The sequence below is a fragment of the Streptomyces sp. NPDC031340 genome (genome assembly GCF_055569945.1).
This window is the reverse complement of sequence record NZ_JBVIIE010000033.1, coordinates 23,680-43,163: the sequence shown is the minus strand read 5'-3', so window position 1 is coordinate 43,163 and position 19,484 is coordinate 23,680. Positions and strand designations below refer to the sequence as shown.

Below are 19,484 nucleotides of genomic sequence, written 5' to 3'. Positions count from 1 at the left end.
TCGGACCCGATCCGACCGCAGGAACCACGAGTGTCATGAGTGAAGGAACCATGCAGCGACCAGCACAGCGAGACCGGCGGAACGAGCGAGACCAGCGAGCGAGGGGCAGGGGCCGCATCCTGGTCTGCGCGGCGGCGGTGCCGGTGATGCTGATCGTCGCCGGCTGCTCCTCGGACTCCGGCTCCGACGACGGCGGCGGCAAGAACTCCGGCGGCGCGACGGCGTCCGCGTCCGCGAGCGCGTCGCCGACGGTGCCGGCGGCGGCGTACTCCAAGCTGCCGCAGTCGTGCGACGTGCTGTCGAAGAAGACGCTGACCTCGCTGGTGCCCAAGGGCGCGAAGTCGGGCAAGGAGGGCACGTCGGACGACACGGCGACGCGGGCCAGCTGCTCCTGGAACAGCCTGGACAACAACGGCGTGAAGGGTTCGCAGTTCCGCTGGCTCAACGTCTCGCTGCTGCGCTTCGACTCGGACGTCTCGCGCGGCGAGGGCGACAAGCAGGCGCACGCGTACTACGAGAAGCAGATACAGGACGCCCAGTCGGTGGCGGGCGCGAAGAACGCGAAGTCGCAGCCGGTCTCCGGGACGGGCGACGAGGCGACGTCGGTGCGCTACGACCTGAAGAAGAAGGAAGGGTCCTTCAAGCAGCAGACGGTCGTGACCCGGGTGGAGAACGTCGTCGTCACCGTCGACTACAACGGCGCGGGCCTGGCCGGCGACAAGACCCCGGACGCCGACACGCTGATGAAGCTCGCGGAGAAGGCGGCCAAGGAGACGGTGGCCGCGGTGGCGGCGGCCAACGGCGACGGCGGCGCGGGCTCCGGCGGCACGGATTCGGGCACGACGAGTCCCTCGCCCACGAAGTCGGCGTCGAAATCGGCGTCCGCGTCGCCGTCCAAGTCGGCGTCCGCGTCGGCGTCGAAGGCCGTGAAGGCGTCCTCGTCCGCTACAGCGTCGAAGAAGAGCTGACTGTCACACCCAGGTGCCCATGCCCAGCTCAGCCCCGCTTTCCGACGGAGCCCGGCCCCCCTCGCGGGCCGGGCTCCCGGCGTACCGGCACCATGTCCGCCGTACACATGTGCCACTCTGTTGCGCGCAACAACACGCAAGGGGAGGGGAGTACGGGTGGCCGCGCCACTGCAGCTGACTCGGATGCACCGCGTTCTCATCGGCGTGGTCGTGACCGGCGCCGTGATCATCGCCGGCATCGGCTTCGCCGGTTCCTACGCCGCCGTCCGCGAGTTGGCGCTGAAGAAGGGCTTCGGGAACTTCTCCTACGTCTTCCCGATCGGTATCGACGCGGGCATCTGCGTACTGCTCTCCCTCGACCTCCTGCTGACCTGGATCCGCATCCCGTTCCCGCTGCTGCGCCAGACGGCGTGGCTGCTGACGGCGGCGACGATCGCCTTCAACGGCGCGGCCGCCTGGCCGGACCCGCTGGGCGTCGGCATGCACGCGGTGATCCCGGTTCTGTTCGTGGTCTCGGTCGAAGCGGCCAGGCACGCCATCGGACGCATGGCCGACATCACGGCCGACAAGCACATGGAGGGCGTCCGCCTCACCCGGTGGCTGCTCTCGCCCGTCCCCACGTTCCTGCTGTGGCGCCGGATGAAGCTGTGGGAGCTGCGCTCCTACGAGCAGGTCATCAAGCTGGAGCAGGAACGGCTGGTGTACCAGGCGCGGCTGCGGTCGCGGTTCGGCCGGGCGTGGCGCAGGAAGGCCCCGGTGGAGTCGCTGATGCCGCTGCGGCTGGCCCGGTACGGGGTCCCGCTGGCCGAGACGGCCCCGTCGGGGCTGGCGGCGGCGGGCATCGAACCGGCGGTGCTGCCCCCGGCTCCCGCACCGGTGCAGGCGTCGGTGCCGGTGCCGGCAGCGGGGCCGCAGGCCGTCGCGCCCGTCGGCGTCCGCTCGGTGGAGGCGGCGCCCGCGCCGCAGCCGGAGCCCGACCCGGACGAGAGCCCCTGGCTGCACGCCCGGCACCCGCAGGAGATCGAGTACCACGGCGACTACGACCCCACGTACGACCCCGAGCAGTACGCCCAGTGGATCGCGGAGCAGCAGCAGGCCGAGCAGTACCAGGAGCAGTACGCCGAGGAGCCGTACGCGGAGGAGCCGTCCCCGGAGGAGACCGGCAGCTTCCCCATCCCGGTGAGCCCGGGCCGCACCCGGGAGCTGGGCGAGGGCGGCGGCCCCCCGGAGCCGAGCGAGGACGCGTACTACCAGGTCTTCCGTGAGTCGATAAAGAGCGGGAACGGAGCGCCCACTCCCCGCGGGTTCATCGCGGACGTGGAGGCGACGTACGGCATCGCGCTCCCCGAGGCGGACGCCAAGCGCATGGTGAACCGCTTCTCCAACCGCCTCAACGCGGAACTGACGGACGAGCACATCGCCTGACACCCATGAGGTGAGAGCGCCCGGGCGTACGGGCGCACGGAAAAGGGGCCCTCGCAGCGAGGGCCCCTTCCGTTTGCCGTCGGATTGCCGTCCGGCCGCCGGCTATTCGCCGAGCAGGCGCCGCACCCGCTCCTGGCCGACCGCCAGCAGCAGCGTGGGCAGCCGCGGGCCGGTGTCCCGGCCCACCAGCAGGTGGTACAGCAGCGCGAAGAACGACCGCTGGGCGGTCTTGATCTCCGGCGGCAGCTCCTTGGGCGTGGCGTCGGCGGCGAACCCGGCCTGCACCTTGGGCACGCCGTAGACCAGGTGCGTCAGGCCGTCCAGCGACCAGTGCGACTCCAGGCCGTCGAGCAGCAGACGCACGGACTGCTGGGAGGCCTCGTCGAGGGACTTCAGCAGCTCGGCGTCGGGCTCGTCGCGCACGATGGTCCGCTGGTCGGCGGGCACGTGCGTGTTGATCCAGGCCTCGGCCTTGTCGTAGCGCGGCCGTGCCTCGTCCAGGGAGGTGAGCGGGTTGTCCGGGTCGAGCTCGGACAGGATCCGCAGCGCCTGGTCCTGGTGGCCGGCGGTGATGTCGGCGACCGACGCCAGCGTCCGGTACGGCAACGGCCTCGGCGTCCTCGGCAGCTCACCGCTCGCCGTGCCGACCGCGCGGGCGTGCGCGGCCAGGTCCCCCGGCAGCGCGGAGCCGTCGGCGACCTTGGCGTCGAGCTTGTCCCACTCGTCGTAGAGGCGCTGGATCTCCTGGTCGAAGGCGATCTTGAAGGACTGGTTGGGGCGGCGCCGGGCGTACAGCCAGCGCAGCAGCTGCGGTTCCATGATCTTCAGGGCGTCGGCCGGGGTGGGCACCCCGCCGCGCGACGACGACATCTTGGCCATGCCGCTGATGCCGACGAAGGCGTACATGGGCCCGATGGGCTGCTTGCCGCCGAAGATGCCGACGATCTGGCCGCCCACCTGGAAGCTGGAGCCCGGGGAGGAGTGGTCGACGCCGCTCGGCTCGAAGATCACGCCCTCGTACGCCCACCGCATGGGCCAGTCGACCTTCCAGACCAGCTTGCCGCGGTTGAACTCATTGAGCCGGACGGTCTCGGAGAAGGCGCAGACGGTGCAGCTGTACGTCAGCTCGGTCGTTTCGTCGTCGTAGGACGTGACCGTCGTCAGGTCCTTCTCGCAGTTGCCGCAGAACGGCTTGTACGGGAAGTACCCGGCGGAGCCGGAGGAGCCGTCGTCCTCGGACGCGGCGCCCGAGCCCTCCTCGGCCTGCAGCTCGGCCTCGTCGACGGGCTTCTGCGTCTTCTTCGCGGGGGCCTTCTTGGTCCGGTACTGGTCCAGGATGGCGTCGATGTCCTGCCGGTGCCGCATGGCGTGCAGGATCTGCTCGCGGTAGGCGCCGGAGGTGTACTGCTCGGTCTGGCTGATGGCGTCGAACTCCACGCCCAGCTCGGCGAGCGAGTCGACCATGGCGGCCTTGAAGTGCTCGGCCCAGCTCGGGTGCGGCGAGCCCTTCGGCGCGGGCACGGACGTCAGCGGCTTGCCGATGTGCTCCGCCCAGGTCTCGTCGACGCCCGCGATCCCGGCCGGCACCTTGCGGAACCGGTCGTAGTCGTCCCAGGAGATCAGGTGCCGGACCTGGCGGCCGCGGCGGCGGATCTCGTCGGCGACCAGGTGCGGGGTCATGACCTCCCGGAGGTTGCCCAGGTGGATGGGGCCGGAGGGGGAGAGACCGGACGCGACGACGACCGGTTTGCCCGGGGCCCGACGCTCCGACTCCTCGATGACCTCATCCGCGAAACGGGAGACCCAGTCGGTGGTCTCGGTGCTCTGAGCCACGATCGGCACGTCCTTCTTTCTGAACGGGGTGACACCCCATTCTCACAGACCGGATCGCGCTCGGGAAAACCGCTTTACCCCCCATGGGATACTGGGTGTGTCTATCCATCCCCACGAGGAGAACGGCACCCCTTCCTATGGCCTCGGTCACGTCCCTCAGCGATTCCGTCCAGCAGCGCCTCGCGTCCGCCCTCTCGGCCACCCTGCCGGAGGCCGCCGACGCCGACCCGCTGCTGCGACGTAGCGACCGGGCGGACTTCCAGGCGAACGGCATCCTGGCGCTCGCCAAGAAGGCCAAGGCCAACCCGCGGGAGCTGGCGGCGCGGGTGGTGGAGCGGGTGGAGACCGGCGGCCTGTTCAAGGACGTCGAGGTCTCCGGGCCCGGCTTCCTCAACATCACGGTCACCGACGAGGCGATCACCCGGAACCTCGCCGCCCGGGCCGCCGACCCCGAGGGCCGGCTCGGCGTGCCGTACGCCGACGCCCCGGGCACCACGGTCATCGACTACGCCCAGCCGAACGTGGCGAAGGAGATGCACGTCGGCCACCTGCGTTCCGCGGTGATCGGCGACTCCGTCGTCAAGCTGCTGGAGTTCACCGGCGAGACGGTGGTCCGGCGTCACCACATCGGCGACTGGGGCACCCAGTTCGGCATGCTCATCCAGTACCTGGACGAGCACCCGCACGAGCTGGACCACAAGGCGTCCGAGGTCACCGGCGAGGAGGCGATGTCGAACCTCGACCGCCTCTACAAGGCCGCGCGGCAACTGTTCGACTCCGACGAGGAGTTCAAGACGCGCTCGCGGCGCCGGGTGGTGGACCTCCAGGCCGGCGACCCGCACACGCTCGCGGTGTGGCAGAAGTTCGTGGACGAGTCGAAGATCTACTTCTTCTCGGTCTTCGAGAAGCTGGACATGGAGATCCACGACGCGGACATCGTCGGCGAGTCGGGCTACAACGACATGCTCGCCGAGACCTGCCGCCTGCTGGAGGAGTCCGGCGTCGCGGTCCGCTCCGAGGGCGCGCTGTGCGTGTTCTTCGACGACATCAAGGGCCCGGACGGCAACCCGGTCCCGCTGATCGTGCAGAAGTCCGACGGCGGCTACGGCTACGCGGCCACGGACCTCTCCGCGATCCGCGACCGCGTCTTCAACCTGAAGGCGCACTCCCTGCTGTACGTGGTCGACGCCCGCCAGGCGCTGCACTTCCGGATGGTCTTCGAGACCGCCCGCCGGGCCGGCTGGCTGAACGACGACGTGGCGGCGGCGCAGCTCGCGTTCGGCACGGTCCTCGGCAAGGACGGCAAGCCGTTCAAGACCCGTGAGGGCGAGACGGTGCGGCTGGTCGACCTGCTCGACGAGGCGATCGAGCGGGCCAGCGCGGTGGTCCGGGAGAAGGCGCAGGACCTGTTGGAGGAGGAGATCGCCGAGCGCGGCGCCCAGGTGGGCATCGGCGCGGTGAAGTACGCGGACCTGTCGACGTCGGCGAGCCGTGACTACAAGTTCGACCTGGACCAGATGGTGTCGCTGAACGGCGACACGTCCGTGTACCTGCAGTACGCCTTCGCCCGGATCCGGTCGATCCTCCGCAAGGCCGGCGAGGCACGCCCGGCGGCCCACCCGGAGCTGGAACTGACCGCGCCGGAGCGGGCGTTGGGCCTGCACGTGGACCAGTTCGCGGACACGGTCGCGGAGGCCGCGCGGGAGTACGCCCCGCACAAGCTGACGGCGTACCTCTACCAGCTCGCGTCGCTGTACACGTCGTTCTACGACAAGTGCCCGGTCCTGAAGGCCGAGACGCCCGAGCAGGTCGAGAACCGCCTCTTCCTGTGCGACATCACGGCCCGCACCCTGCACGAGGGCATGGCCCTGCTGGGCATCAGGACACCCGAGCGCCTCTGACCGGGGCGCCTCCGACCGGGGCGCCTCCGACCGGGGCTCCGTCGCCGGGGCCGCATGCGTGGAGAAGCCCCCCGGGCCGCCGTGGATCCAACGGCGCCGGGGGGCTTCGTCAACGGTCAGGGGGCCTGCACGATCCGGTTCTGCGGCGGTGGCGAGAGAGGCGTGTGCGCGCCGAGGTAGTCGACCAGGGCGCTCAGGTCTTTGCCGTCGAGGGCGACCCGCGTGCCCTCGGTGAACACGGAGAATCCGTCCCGGCCGGCGGCGAGGAAGTCGCCCACGGTCACGCGCCACCACCGCCGGGACCCGGTACCGGGATGAATGTCAGTGGCTGCGCCTACAGTCACTGGCATGGCTACCCTTCCCAACCCGTTGCCCAGGCTGGCGACCGATCCGAGCGGGCGTGCGCTCGGGCTGGAGCTCCCGCCCGGGAGACTGATCGACGCCACGAGCGAGGGCGCGTGGCACGAGCCGTTGCTGTGGCACGCCGGGCGCTCGGCGTCCTCCGGCAACTGGGCGCGGCTCGCCGGGCCCGCCTCCCGGCTCGGGCTGCTGCCGGTGCTCGTGGACGTCGGCGACGGGGTGGGCGGCCCGGACCGGTGGGAGTTGCAGCCCTGGAAGATGTCCTACCCCGGTGACCATGACGCCGACGAGGTGCTGGCCGGCTTCTGGGAGGACTACGTGGCGGACATGTCCGGCGTCGAGGAGGACGACCCGGACCCGGAGGGGACCGTCGAGGCCCTCGACGAGACGCTCGCCCCCTTCGGCCCGGACTGGCCCGGCCTCGCCCCCGAGCGGACCCTGTCCGCCGACCCCGACGTCCGGGCGGCCGAGACGGCCGACCGCCTCCTGGAGGACGGCTCCTGGTTCGAGGACCCCCGCCTCGCGCTGGTCCCGGCCCGCCGCTCCGCCGACATACCGGCGGCCCTCGGCTGGCCCGGCCCGCTGAACCACGAGAACGACACGGCCGTGCTCTGCGCGGTCCTGCGCTCCTGGGAGGACCGTTTCGGCGTCCGCGTCGTCGCGCTCACCTACGACCAGCTGGTCCTGTCGGTCGCGGCGCCGCCCACCACCCGGGCCGAGGCCGAGGCGGTGGCCGCCGAGCACTTCGCGTTCTGCCCGGACAACATCGTCCAGGGACACCACGAGACGGTGCGCGCGTACGCCGAGCACGCGGTCCAGGACCAGCGGATGTGGTCGTTCTGGTGGGACTGAGGCTCTGAACCGAGCCACCCGGACTCAGCCCCGGCCGGGCTCAGCCCCGGCCGGGCTCAGCTCCGCCGACTCAGCTCTCGGACTCAGCACCCGGCCGGGCTGAGCTCTTGGACTCAGCCGGGCCGGGCTCAGCGCAGGGCCCTGCCCAGTCTGCGCAGCCCCTCCGTGATCTCCGCCGGCGTGTGCGTGACGAAGCACAGGCGCATCGTCGAGGTGTCCGGCGTGCCCGCGTGGAAGGGCGCGCCGGGCACGTACGCCACGTCGTGCCGCACCACGTCCGGCAGCAGGGCCGTGGTGTCGTACCCCTCCGGCAGTCGGGCCCACAGGAACATGCCGCCGGCGGGCCGGTTCCAGGCGGAGCCGTCGGGAAGGGCGTCGGCGAGCCCGGCGAGCATCGCGTCGCGGCGCTCGCGGTACGCCCCGGCCACCCGGGCGACGTGCCCGTCCAGGTCGCGGTCGGCCAGGTACCGTGCCGCGGCGAGCTGGTTGACGGTCGGGGTGTGCAGGTCCGCGGCCTGCTTGGCGATCGCGCAGGCCCGGCGCAGCGCGGCGGGCGCCCGCAGCCAGCCCAGCCGCAGGCCGGGCGCCATCACCTTGGAGAAGGAGCCGAGCAGGACGGTCCGGTCGCGGGCGTCGTCGAGTGAGGCGATCCAGGGCGCCCGCTCGCCCTCGAAGCGGAGTTCGCCGTAGGGGTCGTCCTCGACGATCCACAGCCCCCGGCGGGCGGCCACCGCGGCGACGGCGGCCCGGCGCCCGGCGGGCATGGTGCGGCCGGTCGGGTTCTGGAAGGTGGGCACGGTGTAGAGGAGCTTCGGCCGCTCGCTCACCACCAGCGCCTCCAGCGCCTCGGGGTCGATGCCGTCCGCGTCCGCCGGCACGGCCACGACGCGCGCGCCCGCGAGGCCGAAGGCCTGGAGGGCCGCCAGATAACAGGGGTCCTCGACGAGGACGGTGTCGCCGGGTTCGAGCAGGGCGGTGGCGAGGAGGGACAGCGCCTGCTGGGAGCCGGTGGTGACCAGGATGTCGTCGGCGTCGGTGGCGAGGCCGCGGGCGCTCGCGCGGGCGGCGAGCGCGGCGCGCAGCGTGGGCTCGCCCTCCGTCGTGGAGTACTGCAGCGCCCGTTCCGGCACCTCGGTGAGCACGGCGTGGAAGGTGGCGGCGACCCCGTCGGCGTCGAACAGCTCCGGAGCCGGCAGCCCGCCCGCGAAGTTGACGACCTCGGGGCGGGCGGTGACGGCGAGAATGTCCCGCACCGGCGACCCGCCGACCGTACGGGCCCGCGCCGCGAGCGGCGGCACGGGAGCGGAGACAGGGGCGGGCTCGGTGACGGTCATGACACGGCTCCTTCGGCTGCGGCGACGTCGTCTCCTGCCGCAGCCTAGGGAAGTACGTGCAACCTACAAGCGGCTTTCCGGGATGCGGACGGCCGTGCGCCACTGCCCGCCCGGGCGGTCACAGCTTGTTGCCGACGGCCGCGTAGACGTTGATGTCGGCGTCCGTGACGTCGTTGATGTCGGCGTACCGGACCCGGTCGATGGGGTCGAGGGCCGCCAGGTAGGCGGCGTCCGGCTGTTCGGGCACCGGGGCCGCGCCGTCGGGGCGCCAGCGGTGGACCGGGACCACACCGGGGTCGGCGGGCACCAGGGAGCTGTCGGTGAGGAAGCGCTCGACCTCCGCCCCGGTGCGCAGGACGAAGGTGAAGCCCCGCTCGGTGTAGGCGCGTTGGACGGCGCGGATGTTCTCCGGGTTGAGGTCCTCGGTGAGGTGGCTGAGGACCAGGCGGCTGCCGGACGGCAGCGCGTCGAGGAGGTCGCGCACGATCGGGTACGCATCCTCGTCCTCGACGAAGTGCAGGACGGCGATCAGGCACAGCGCGACCGGCTCGTCGAAGTCCAGCGTCCTGGCGGCCTGTTCGAGGATCTGCGCGGCGTTCCTGAAGTCGGCGTCGAGGTAGTCGGTGCGCCCCTCGGGCCGGGAGGTGAGCAGGGCGCGCGCGTGCGCCAGCACCACCGGGTCGTTGTCGACGTAGACCACGCGCGAGTCGGGGTTGATCCGCTGGGTGATCTGGTGGACGTTCTCCGCGGTGGGCAGGCCGGTGCCGATGTCGAGGAACTGGCGGATGCCGTCCTCCCTGGCCAGCGCGGTGACGGCACGGCGCATGAAGTCGCGGTTGTGCCGTACGTCGAGGTAGCCGCGCGGGTTGGCGGCGAGCGCGGCGGCGGCCGCGGCCCGGTCGGCGGGGTAGTTGTCCTTGCCGCCGAGGAAGACGTCGTAGACGCGGGCGGGGTGCGCCCTGGTGGTGTCGATCCTCCTTCTCAGCTCGGCGGGATCCTGGCTGAGGGCGTCACCGGGCACGGAAGTCTCCCTGGCGGATCGGGGCGGCGGTTCGACAGCAGACGACAGGTCGTCAACAACCTAGCCTTGAAAGCGACTTGCTGGTGCCCAAAGTCCACCTGAGACATGCGTGGGAGTGCTCAGGAACTTCGTTCAGCGGATGCCCCGGTCGGCTCGGCCCGGGTGTGTCGCTCGGCGGCGTCGAACGCGGGCGCGAGCGGGGCCAGCGCCGTGCGGAGCCGGTCGGGCAGTGACCCGGCGGGCACGACCAAGGCTCCGGCGGCGAGACTCTCGGCGGCCTCCGCGTTCCCGGCCGGCCGGAGCCAGCCTTCCAGCGCGATACGAACCGCCGCGGTCACGCTTGCCGCGAGGACGCGGGCTGTGGGCGCCTCGGCGTCGTCCAGGCGCTCGGCGATCACCGCCGTGAGGGGGCGCTCGATGCCGGCGGTGGTGTCGAGGAACGCGTCGCGCAGCGCGGTGCGGGTGGTGATCAGCAGCAGCACCTCGTGTTCGCGCTCGCCGGTGTTCATGTACTGCTCGACCACTGCCTCGGTGACGGCGTCAGCCAGCCGCACTCCTGCGGGCCGGGCCGCGACCGCCGCCGCGATCCGCGCCTCCCGGTCCGCGGTGACAGCAGAGACGATCGCCTGCTCGCGGCTGGCGAAGTAGTTGTTGTAGGTGCGCGGCGAGACCCCGGCCGCCTCGGCGATGTCCTCGACCCGCACCTGGTCCGGTCCGCGCTCCACGGCCAAGCGCAGGGCCGCCTCGCGCAGCGCCTCGCGCGTGGCCTGTTTCTTCCGCTCCCGCAGCCCTGGTGGTGTCGTCACGGTGTCAGCGTTCCACACAGGACTGCGCGCGCGCAAAATTGCGTGAGCGCAAACTTGCGCGCACGCACTTTTTCTGTCAGCCTCGGCCCGACCGAGACCGACCGAGGGGACCTCACCATGCGAGCAAGAGGAATGACGTACGACACCGGATTCGTCGTGCACGGCCAGATATCCCGTGAGCACCTCGCCCCCGCGGTGGTCCGGCGCGAGCTCGGCATCATCCGCGACGACCTGCACTGCAACGCGGTCCAGATCATCGGCGGCGACCCGGACCGACTGGAGCTGGCCGCCGGTGCCGCCGCCGAGCTCGGCCTGGAGGTGTGGTTCTCGCCCTACCCGCTGGAGCTGGATCCGGAGCAGATCCTCACCCTCTTCCGCGACTGCGCCGAGCGAGCGGAACGGCTCCGGCAGCAGGGGGCCACAGTCGTGTTCGTCGCAGGGGTCGAGCTGAGCGTGATGAACCGCGGTTTCCTGTCCGGGGAGAGCCCCGAGGAGCGGGTCGAGCAGCTGATGAGCCGACCCGAGCGGCGGGCCGAAGCGATGCGCGAACTCGGCGTGCGCATCAACCGGTTCCTCCGCGAGGCCGCGGCCACGGTCCGCGCATGCTTCCAGGGCAAGCTCACCTACGCGTCCATCCAGTTCGAGCAGGTCGACTGGAATCCCTTCGACATCGTGACGTACGAGCTGATCCGCTCCGCCGAGGTCGCCGACCGGTTCCGGGATGCGGTGCGCACCCTGGCCCGAGGCCCGAAGCCGCTCGCTGTCACCGGCTTCGGCACCGCGGCCTACCACGGCGCGGGAGACCGCGGCGGGCGGGTGCTGGACGTGGTCGATCACGACCCGGTGACCAAGGCCCCGGTACGACTGAACGGCATATACGAGCGTGACGAGGCCGGCCAGGCCGCGTATCTGAGCGAACTGCTGGAGATCTTCGAGACCGAGGGCGTGGACAGCGCGTTCGTGTTCCTGTTCGCCCTGCCCGGCTACCCGCATCGCCCGGACGGCGACCCCAGGGACGACTTGGACCGGGCCGGCCTGGGCATCGTCAAGCTGCTCGAAGGGCGCCGGGGCCAGACCTATCCCGACATGGACTGGGAACCCAAGGCCGCCTTCACGGCAGTGGCGCAGCGGTATCGAAGGTGACAGGCCCTACTGGGAAACGTCCGTCGTCCCCTCCGCGACCCACTGCGAGCCGCCGAGCGGGAACTCGTACGCCGGGCGGCCGTTGTTGCCGCTGGTGTGGAACGGGCGGCCGTGGTCGTCCAGGACCAGCGTCCCGTGCCGCGAACCGCTGGACCAGTCCAGCTCCAGGTACCAGCGCACGTCGTACGCCGAGGCGTCGGCCTTGACGTAGAAGACCTCCGGGTCGGACTCGCTCACCTTGAACGGGAAGTCCCGGTGCCCCGCCTCGGGCACCACGGCGGGCCGCGCGGCGTCGAGGGCCACCGTGAAGGACCGGGTCGGCACGTCGCCGCCGCAGCCGACGCCGGGATAGCCCATCGCGTAGTCGTTCCAGGCGAGCGGCGACCGCTTGCCGGCCGTGCGGACGGTCATCCGCTCCAGCACCACCGTCTCCCGGCCGGTGCCCTGCACGGTGAGCGTCACGTACTGCTCGCCGGAGGAGACGGCCCCCACCGCGGCCACCCACGCGGTGGCGTCGCCGTCGGTGGGCGGCGGAGGCACCTTCGCCGCCGGAAGGTTGATCAAGTACCGCTGGGAGCACGGGCTTTCCCAGGTGTACGGCTCCACCTTCACCGTCAGCGGCGGGGCGGCGGAGGTGTCGCCGGCGGGGCCCGCTCCGGCGTGCGCCGAGGCGGAGGGGGCGCCCGGCGTCTGCGCGGGCGTCTGCTGGTGCCGGGGCTTCGCCCCGGACTTCGAGGCATTCGAGGCTGAGGGCGAGGCGCCGGACGGCGACACCGACCCGCCCTTCCCGTCGCCGCCCGCCGCCCTCCGGCCCCCGTCGGCGGACGCGGCCCCGTCGGCCCGGCCGGCGTCACCGGCCCCACCGGACGGCAGTCCGACGGCGAACGCCACGGCGCCCAGCACGGCAGCGACCGCGGCCCCGGCGACGACGGCCGTACGGGTCCGCGGACGGCGTCCGCGCGGCGACTGCTCCTCGGCGGGCGACACGGAGGAAACGGGCGCGACCTCGGCGACAGGCACGGCGTCAGTGCCCGTCTTCGCGTCCGTGTCCTTGTCGGCACCCGTCACCCCGGCCGCCTCCGCAGCCACGGTCTCCGTCGGCGTCACGACGGCCGTGGGCGCCTTCCGTCTCCGGGTGGCGTCGGCCAGGACCCAGCGCCGGTGCAGTTCGACGAGGTCCTCGGGCGTCGCCTTGCACAGCCGGGCCAGCCGCTCGACGGGCGCGTAGTCGGTCGGTACGGCATCCCCGTTGCAGTACCGGTGCAGGGTCGACGTGCTCATGTGGAGCCGCTTGGCGAGCATGCCGTAGCTGAGCCCGGAGCGCTCCTTCAGCTCCCTCAGCAGCGCGGCGAAGTCGGCCGCGCCCCCGGGCGCCGTACCGCCGTCCGACACGTCTCCTCCATCCCCCGTGTCCCGTTCCCCCGTTCCAGGGGAGGGTTGTTTCCGCAGCTCAGGCCGCTGTTTTCGTTCCAGCGTCCCGGATCGTCCGTCGGCTGTGGCAGCCGGGACGGATCATCGCACAGGCTTCGGTTCATCCCAGCACGCCGCCGGGTCCGACCGGCCGCCCAGGAAAGAGATCCCGCCATGCGCACGTACCGCACCGCACGCTCCGCCCGCGTCTCCCGCACCTCCGGCCCCCGTGGGCGGCTGCTCGCCGCGGCGGGCGTGGCCCTCGCCGCCCTCGCCCTCACCGCGTGCGAGGACGGAACGGGAACGCGGGACGAGGGCGCGTCCCGGCCGGCCACGGCGTCTCCGTCGGCCGGCGAAAAGGGGCCTGGCAAGACCGGCGAGACGGACGACGCGGGCTCGACCGGTTCGACCGGTTCGATCGGTTCGATCGGTTCAACGGGTTCGAAGGGGTCGTCCGGCTCGACCGGTTCCTCCGCCACCACTGGGTCGACCGGCGCGACCGGCACCGGGAAGAACACCACCGGTAAGAACACGTCGACCGGTTCCGGATCCTCGCAGAGCCGCGTCCTCTGCAACGGCTCCAACACCACCGTCACGGCGCAGCCGGTGCCGCGCCCGCTGAACCACCTGCTGATCACGGTGAAGAACACCGGCTCGCGGACCTGCGACCTGACGTACTACCCGGTGCTGCGCTTCGACGAGATGCAGTGGGTGCCGCAGGCGATCGAGGCCAGCCACCCGCAGGCGGTGACGACCCTGGCGCCCGGCGAGTCCGGCTACGCGGGCGTACTGCTGTCGGCCGCCGACGGCAGCGGCGACGGCGGCGCCACCGGCCACAAGCTCACGGTCGGCTTCCAGGGCACCACCCCGAACAGCAGCGGGGGCGCCGCCGCGGTGCCCGCGCTGCCGGCCAAGGGCGTGTACTACGACAGCACGCTGTCGGTGACGTACTGGCAGCAGAGCATGGACGACGCCCTGGCCTACTGACTGCGGCCTACGGCCTACTGGCCTGCCGGCCTACTGAGCGCGCAGCTTCTGGGCCACCTCGGTGGCCCAGTAGGTGAGGATGTTCTGCGCGCCCGCCCGCCGGATGCCGGTCAGGGCCTCCAGGATGGCCCGGTCGCGGTCGATCCAGCCCTTCTCGGCGGCGGCCTCGATCATCGAGTACTCGCCGGAGATCTGGTACGCGGCGACCGGCACGTCCACGGCGTCGGCGACGCGCGCCAGGACGTCGAGGTAGGGGCCGGCCGGCTTGACCATCACCATGTCGGCGCCCTCCTCGAGGTCGAGGGCCAGCTCCCGCATCGACTCACGCAGATTGGCCGGGTCCTGCTGGTAGGTCTTGCGGTCGCCCCGGAGGGAGGAGCCGACGGCCTCGCGGAAGGGCCCGTAGAAGGCGGAGGCGTACTTCGCGGTGTAGGCGAGGATCGCGACGTCCTCCCGCCCGATCTGGTCGAGGGCGTCGCGGATGACGCCGATCTGCCCGTCCATCATCCCGCTGGGTCCGACGACGTGGGCGCCGGCGTCGGCCTGCACCTGGGCCATCTCGGCGTACCGCTCCAGGGTCGCGTCGTTGTCGACGCGCCCTTCCGCGTCCAGCACGCCGCAGTGCCCGTGGTCGGTGGTCTCGTCGAGGCACAGGTCGGACATGACGAGCAGGTCGTCGCCGACCTCGGCCCGCACGTCCCGGATGGCGACCTGGAGGATCCCGTCGGGGTCGGTCCCCGGCGTGCCGACGGCATCCTTCTTCTCCTCCTCCGGCACGCCGAACAGCATGATGCCGGAGATCCCGGCCGCCACCGCCTCGGCGGCGGCCTTCTTCAGGCTGTCCCGCGTGTGCTGCACGACGCCGGGCATCGAGCCGATCGGCACGGGCTCGCTGACGCCCTCGCGCACGAACGCCGGAAGGATGAAGTCCGCCGGGTGCAGCCGCGTCTCGGCGACCATGCGCCGCATGGCCGGGGTGGTGCGCAGCCGACGGGGACGCGTACCGGGAAAGGAACCGTACTTCGTCATACGCCCTACGCTACGCCCGCCCCGAGAGCGCCTTTGCCGACGGTGTGTCGGGGCCACGGCTCGGTAACGTTCGCTGCTGGTTCCGCCCCGGCCGGCCTCAGCCCACCGCCTTCTCGATGAGCTCGCTGATGCGCTGTTCGTCGGCCGCGGTCAGCTCCTTCAGGGCGTAGGCGGTCGGCCACATGGCGCCGTCGTCGAGTGCCGCCTGGTCGCTGAAGCCGAGGGTGGCATACCTCGTCTTGAACTTCTGCGCGCTCTGGAAGTGGCAGAGGACCTTGCCGTCCCTGGCGTAGGCGGGCATCCCGTACCAGAGCTTGGGGGTGAGGTCCGGAGCGACGGTCCTGACGATGTGGTGGATCCGCTCGGCGAGGACCCGGTCCGCCTCCGGCATCTCGGCGATCTTCGCGAGCACGTCCTGTTCCGCCGCCGCTTCCTTCTCCGCCCGGGACGCACCGCGCCGCGCTGCCGCCTTCTTCTGCTCCTGGGCGTGCTCCTTCATCGCCGCCCGCTCCTCGGCGGTGAATCCGTCGTACTGCTCGGCGGTCGTGCCGGAGTTGTCGGCGGACGACTTCGTGGACTTCATGGCAGGTTTCCTCTCGTACCGGGATGAGGCGGGGGCGGTCGGGGCGGGAGTGCGAGGCCGTGGGTCAGGACGGTGCGGGCGCCGTGGGCGGCGCGGGGGTGAGCGGGGCGGCGGCCTCCCAGACGAATCCGTCCGGGTCGGTGAAGGCGCCGGCGGTGCCGCCGAGGACGATGCGGTGCGAGCCGGTGCCGTCGGCGGGAACGCCGAGGTCCTTGGCCAGGGCGCGGCGCTTGTACAACGCCAGCTTCACGGGGCTGGACTCGCCGGAGGTGAACTCGGCGTACTTGCCGCCGAAGCTCCTGGCCACCGTCAGGCCCCGGCCGACGTAGAACTGCCTGGCGGCCTTCACGTCCTCGACGCCGAGCAGGAGGACCATCTCGTCGATCTCGCGGGTGGCCGGGCCGTCGTCCTTCTTCGCCGAGGTCGCGACCTTCCAGATCGTCCCGTCCGGGGCCTGGACGACGCCGCCGTAGCCCCACAGCGACTTCGCGGCGGGCTTCAGCACCGTGGCGCCGGCGTCCACGGCGGCGCCGAGGAAGCTGTCGACGGTGGCCGGCCGGGACACCGTGAGCGCCAGGGTGAAGCCGCGGAATCCGGTGGAGGGTGCCTCGGACGCCCTTAGGCGTACGCGGGTGTCCACTCCGAAGGCGGTGCAGAAGCGGTGGGCGGCATCGGGGTCGGCCACCTTGAGGGTGACGGATGCGATGGACGTGTCGGACGCGGTGGACGTCGTGGTTGCCATGACCATCACGCTAGGGGCCGCTCGGCGGCCGGGGCTTCTCGATTCCTGACCGGTCTTGTCACCTGCTTCGCCACACACGCCGGCATCCCCTCCAGCGTGATCGCAGGGCCCGCGTCGTGGGCCACGCTCCCGGCATCGGCGTGGTCGGCCGCCGCGTCCGCCGCATCCGCTGCCTCCGCCGCCTGGCGCCGGAAGGCCCCGGGCGGCATGCCGACCAGCTCGGTGAAGCGGGTGGTGAACGTGCCCAGCGACGCGCAGCCGACCGTGAAGCAGACCTCGGTGACGCTGAGGTCGCCCCGCCGCAGCAGGGCCGCCGCGCGCTCGATGCGGCGCGTCATCAGGTACGCGTACGGCGACTCGCCGTAGGCGGCCCGGAACTGCCGGCTGAGGTGCCCGGCGGACATGTTCACGTCGCGGGCGAGCGCCTCCACGTTCAGCGGCTGCGCGTACTCCCTGTCGATCCGGTCACGGACGCGGCGCAACCGCGCGAGATCGGCCAGGCGCTGCGCCTCGACGCGTGCGCGCCGCCACTCCTGCTGGCACATGAGAACGCTCCCCTTCTCTCCCGCGACATCGGCCCGCACGGCCGCACCAGCACCGGCACCCGCACGGCTCAGCGAAGCTCCTGGATGCGGACCAGGTTGCCCGCAGGGTCGCGGAAGGCGCAGTCGCGGATGCCGTACGGCTGCTCGGTCGGCTCCTGTACGACCTCGGTATCACCGGCCTGCACCTTCTCGAACGTGGCGTCGAGGTCCCGCGTGGCCAGAAGGATCCAGCCGTAGGTGCCCTTGGCCATCATCTCGGTGATGGTGCGGCGCTCGTCCTCGGTGATTCCCGGGTCGGCGGCGGGCGGCGCCAGCAGGATCGACGTGTCGGGCTGACCGGCCGGCCCGACCGTGATCCAGCGCATCCTGCCCTGCCCGACGTCGCTGCGGACCTCGAAGCCGAGGACGTCACGGTAGAAGGCGAGCGACGCGTCCGGGTCGTCGTGCGGAAGGGCGCAGGTGTGAATGGTGATGTCCATGACGGGCAGACTAGAGGCGGCTCCGTCACCGCGCTTCTCGAATCCTGATCGATCCGGACACGCGCGGACACGCTCGGACGCTCACGAGCACGTCACGCGGAGCGCGCACGCTCCCGTGGCGGTGCACCCGCCTCCCCGCCGAACGTCCGCCTTCTCGGCGAGTACTACCGGGACTCGTCTTCCGGATTCCAGTTGGTCTCCTCGATCTCCGCCAACAGCGCCCTGCGCTGCCGCCGGGAGAGTGAGTCCTCGCTGACGCTGTGCATGCCCCACGGGATGGGGCAGGGCCCCTCATGGTCCGGATCAGGGCACAGCACTTCGACCATGCGGTCCATCAGTTCCTCGTGCTGCGCCGCCGTGGCGACGAGCGCGATCGTCACCTGCCATAGCCTGGGCTGCTCGGCAGGTTCCCGCGCGGCGTCGGACATACGACGGACTCTAATGCGGCGTCAGCCATCCCTCGGCCGGACGCCGGGCCGCCTGCACGACCGCTGAGGCACGGCCGCGGCGACGTGCCGACGGCCGAACCGGTCGGCCGTGCGGACCCGCCGGTGCCGGCCCCGGCTGCGGAAGTGACCGCCCCTCCTCCTGCGTCACTGCGGGAAGCTCGGCCACACGTGCAATCCCGTCACGGTGGCGGTGGTGACACCGGAAGGGCCGCCCGGGAGGAGCAGGCTGGTCGGCTCGTATTCGTCGTCGCCGATCACCAGGTCCGCGTCGCCGTCCCGGTCCGTGTCGCGCAGCCGGATGTTCATCCCGAACCTCTGGTATTTCCGGGGGTCGCCCGGTACGCCGGCGGTGGCGCGGGTGAACCACTGCGAACCGGCGCCGGTCAGGCCCTTCGTACCGCCGCGCAGGATGTGGACGCCGCCCGCCGACGCGACCGAGCCGACCTTCTCCTCCTCCGAGCTCACCGCGAGGTCCGGGTAGCCGTCGCGGTTGGTGTCACCGGCGGAGAGCGCCCCGCCGAAGCCGTCGTTCTTGGTGGCGGCCGTGGCGACGCCTGAAGTGTCCTGGGTGAGGCGGTACTTGGTGGTGGGACCGGATGATCCGCCGCGCACGACGACGACCGAGCCGGCACCCTTGTTGTAGCGGGTGTCGCCGACAGCCAGGTCGCCGTAGCCGTTCTTGTCGAAGTCCGCGATAACGCCCGTGGGGCTGTAGTCGGGGGCCGTGCTGTTGATCGGCGTGACCTTGGCCGCGGGCTTGACGGTGGTGCCGCCGCGCAGGAACCAGGCGTCCAGGGTCATCTTGTCGTTGCGGTAGCCCTGGCCGAGCACGTACAGGTCGGTGGCCTTGTCCTTGGTGACCTTCCCGGCGACGAGTCCGGCGGGTTCGAGGATGTCGGGCGAGCCGGCTGGCAGGCGGTGCTTGGTGACCTTGCCGGTCGTCCCGGTCTTGGAGAAGCCGCCCCGGAAGACGTAGGCGGTGTCGATGGCGTCCACGACCGCCAGGTCCGGCTTGCCGTCGCCGTTGAAGTCACCGGTCTCGACGGCCTTGCCGAAGCCCCGGTCGGCGACGGCGCCGACCGGGAGCCGGGTGGCCTTGCTTCCGAGGCCGGACCTCGCGCCCCACATGATGGTGACCGCTCCCGAGTTGGCCTTGCCGCTCACCTTCTCGGTGAAGTCGGTGACCGCGAGGTCGGCGTAGCCGTCCTGGTTGAGGTCGGCGGCGGCCAGGTCCTCGCCGAAGGCGTCCACGTAGTCGCCGGCGTCCCCGGCGGTCCCGGGAATGCCCGCGCTGTTCTGCGTGAACGTCTTCGTCACGGTGCCGGGACCGGTCGCGGTCCCGTACGTCACGGTGAAGGAACCGCCGAGGGATGCCTGGGCGTAGTCCCGGTAGCCGTCGCCGTTGAAGTCGTCGGCGTACTTCGCGGGCGCGGCCGCGGCCGTCCCCGAGAGGGCCAGCAGGCCTCCGCCCGTGAGGGAGACGGCGGTGGCGGTCGCGAGAGCGAGCCGGAGCGGGCGGGACGTCCTGCGCGTGAACATGCGTCTCCTGCGTGCGCACGGGACCGGGCGGAGCCGGTCGCCGGTGATCTTGTGGTGGCGGGTTACAGGGGAGACCCA

General features: G+C 71.8%; 19 protein-coding genes. 6 read left to right on the top strand and 13 right to left on the bottom strand.

The window, feature by feature from the left end; translation table 11 throughout:
• Positions 1–50: 50 nt before the first annotated feature.
• Positions 51–968, top strand: coding sequence for a DUF3558 family protein (locus ACZ5GT_RS24815; protein ID WP_469030041.1), 918 nt, complete (start codon positions 51–53; stop codon positions 966–968).
• Positions 969–1,124: 156 nt separating this feature from the next.
• The gene (locus tag ACZ5GT_RS24810) at positions 1,125–2,393 is read left to right on the top strand and encodes a DUF2637 domain-containing protein (protein WP_469030037.1); all 1,269 of its coding nucleotides are present in this window, start codon (positions 1,125–1,127) and stop codon (positions 2,391–2,393) included.
• Between the two features lie 102 nt (positions 2,394–2,495).
• On the opposite strand, the gene lysS is transcribed toward ACZ5GT_RS24810, so the two are convergent.
• Complete coding sequence (gene lysS / locus ACZ5GT_RS24805; protein ID WP_469030034.1) at positions 2,496–4,235, bottom strand: lysine--tRNA ligase; 1,740 nt, start codon at positions 4,233–4,235, stop codon at positions 2,496–2,498.
• A gap of 128 nt (positions 4,236–4,363) precedes the next feature.
• On the opposite strand from lysS, the gene argS reads away from it, so the two are divergent.
• Positions 4,364–6,127 (top strand): arginine--tRNA ligase, encoded by a 1,764-nt coding sequence (gene argS, locus ACZ5GT_RS24800; RefSeq protein WP_469030030.1) that lies wholly within the window; start codon positions 4,364–4,366, stop codon positions 6,125–6,127.
• A gap of 116 nt (positions 6,128–6,243) precedes the next feature.
• Here argS and ACZ5GT_RS24795 read toward each other — a convergent pair whose 3' ends face one another.
• Entirely contained in the window at positions 6,244–6,411 is a 168-nt protein-coding gene (locus ACZ5GT_RS24795) for a hypothetical protein (RefSeq protein ID WP_469030026.1), read from the bottom strand.
• A gap of 64 nt (positions 6,412–6,475) precedes the next feature.
• Between ACZ5GT_RS24795 and ACZ5GT_RS24790 the strand changes: the two genes are divergently transcribed.
• The gene (locus ACZ5GT_RS24790; RefSeq protein WP_469030023.1) at positions 6,476–7,339 is read left to right on the top strand and encodes a DUF4253 domain-containing protein; all 864 of its coding nucleotides are present in this window, start codon (positions 6,476–6,478) and stop codon (positions 7,337–7,339) included.
• 128 nt (positions 7,340–7,467) lie between these two features.
• Here the strand turns inward: ACZ5GT_RS24790 and ACZ5GT_RS24785 are convergent, their stop codons facing one another.
• From ACZ5GT_RS24785 to ACZ5GT_RS24775, 3 genes are all read right to left on the bottom strand, one after another.
• Positions 7,468–8,673 (bottom strand): aminotransferase-like domain-containing protein, encoded by a 1,206-nt coding sequence (locus ACZ5GT_RS24785; protein ID WP_469030017.1) that lies wholly within the window; start codon positions 8,671–8,673, stop codon positions 7,468–7,470.
• Between the two features lie 118 nt (positions 8,674–8,791).
• Positions 8,792–9,694 (bottom strand): SAM-dependent methyltransferase, encoded by a 903-nt coding sequence (locus ACZ5GT_RS24780; protein ID WP_469030012.1) that lies wholly within the window; start codon positions 9,692–9,694, stop codon positions 8,792–8,794.
• 119 nt (positions 9,695–9,813) lie between these two features.
• A complete protein-coding gene (locus ACZ5GT_RS24775; protein WP_469030009.1) occupies positions 9,814–10,500 on the bottom strand; it encodes a TetR/AcrR family transcriptional regulator in 687 nt (228 codons plus the stop codon).
• 132 nt (positions 10,501–10,632) lie between these two features.
• Here ACZ5GT_RS24775 and ACZ5GT_RS24770 point away from each other — a divergent pair, with 132 nt between their 5' ends.
• Complete coding sequence (locus ACZ5GT_RS24770) at positions 10,633–11,643, top strand: hypothetical protein (RefSeq protein WP_469030006.1); 1,011 nt, start codon at positions 10,633–10,635, stop codon at positions 11,641–11,643.
• 6 nt (positions 11,644–11,649) lie between these two features.
• On the opposite strand, the gene ACZ5GT_RS24765 is transcribed toward ACZ5GT_RS24770, so the two are convergent.
• Positions 11,650–13,035 (bottom strand): helix-turn-helix domain-containing protein, encoded by a 1,386-nt coding sequence (locus tag ACZ5GT_RS24765; RefSeq protein WP_469030002.1) that lies wholly within the window; start codon positions 13,033–13,035, stop codon positions 11,650–11,652.
• 192 nt (positions 13,036–13,227) lie between these two features.
• Here ACZ5GT_RS24765 and ACZ5GT_RS24760 point away from each other — a divergent pair, with 192 nt between their 5' ends.
• Positions 13,228–14,040 (top strand): DUF4232 domain-containing protein, encoded by an 813-nt coding sequence (locus ACZ5GT_RS24760; RefSeq protein ID WP_469029996.1) that lies wholly within the window; start codon positions 13,228–13,230, stop codon positions 14,038–14,040.
• Positions 14,041–14,070: 30 nt separating this feature from the next.
• Here the strand turns inward: ACZ5GT_RS24760 and hemB are convergent, their stop codons facing one another.
• From hemB to ACZ5GT_RS24725, 7 genes are all read right to left on the bottom strand, one after another.
• The gene (hemB, locus tag ACZ5GT_RS24755; protein ID WP_469029993.1) at positions 14,071–15,069 is read right to left on the bottom strand and encodes a porphobilinogen synthase; all 999 of its coding nucleotides are present in this window, start codon (positions 15,067–15,069) and stop codon (positions 14,071–14,073) included.
• 97 nt (positions 15,070–15,166) lie between these two features.
• Positions 15,167–15,652 (bottom strand): iron chaperone, encoded by a 486-nt coding sequence (locus ACZ5GT_RS24750; protein ID WP_469029990.1) that lies wholly within the window; start codon positions 15,650–15,652, stop codon positions 15,167–15,169.
• 64 nt (positions 15,653–15,716) lie between these two features.
• Positions 15,717–16,400 carry a glyoxalase gene (locus ACZ5GT_RS24745; protein WP_469029987.1) on the bottom strand — a complete coding sequence of 228 codons (684 nt, stop codon included), beginning with the start codon at positions 16,398–16,400 and terminating at the stop codon, positions 15,717–15,719.
• The gene (locus tag ACZ5GT_RS24740; RefSeq protein ID WP_469029982.1) at positions 16,400–16,939 is read right to left on the bottom strand and encodes a helix-turn-helix transcriptional regulator; all 540 of its coding nucleotides are present in this window, start codon (positions 16,937–16,939) and stop codon (positions 16,400–16,402) included. The genes ACZ5GT_RS24745 and ACZ5GT_RS24740 overlap by 1 nt, the downstream gene beginning before the upstream one ends.
• 68 nt (positions 16,940–17,007) lie before the next feature.
• Entirely contained in the window at positions 17,008–17,418 is a 411-nt protein-coding gene (locus ACZ5GT_RS24735) for a VOC family protein (RefSeq protein WP_469029979.1), read from the bottom strand.
• 164 nt (positions 17,419–17,582) lie between these two features.
• Positions 17,583–17,798, bottom strand: coding sequence for a hypothetical protein (locus tag ACZ5GT_RS24730; protein ID WP_469029973.1), 216 nt, complete (start codon positions 17,796–17,798; stop codon positions 17,583–17,585).
• 213 nt (positions 17,799–18,011) lie between these two features.
• Positions 18,012–19,406: an FG-GAP repeat domain-containing protein gene (locus ACZ5GT_RS24725; RefSeq protein WP_469029968.1), complete on the bottom strand. Its 1,395-nt coding sequence runs from the start codon at positions 19,404–19,406 to the stop codon at positions 18,012–18,014.
• Positions 19,407–19,484: the final 78 nt, after the last annotated feature.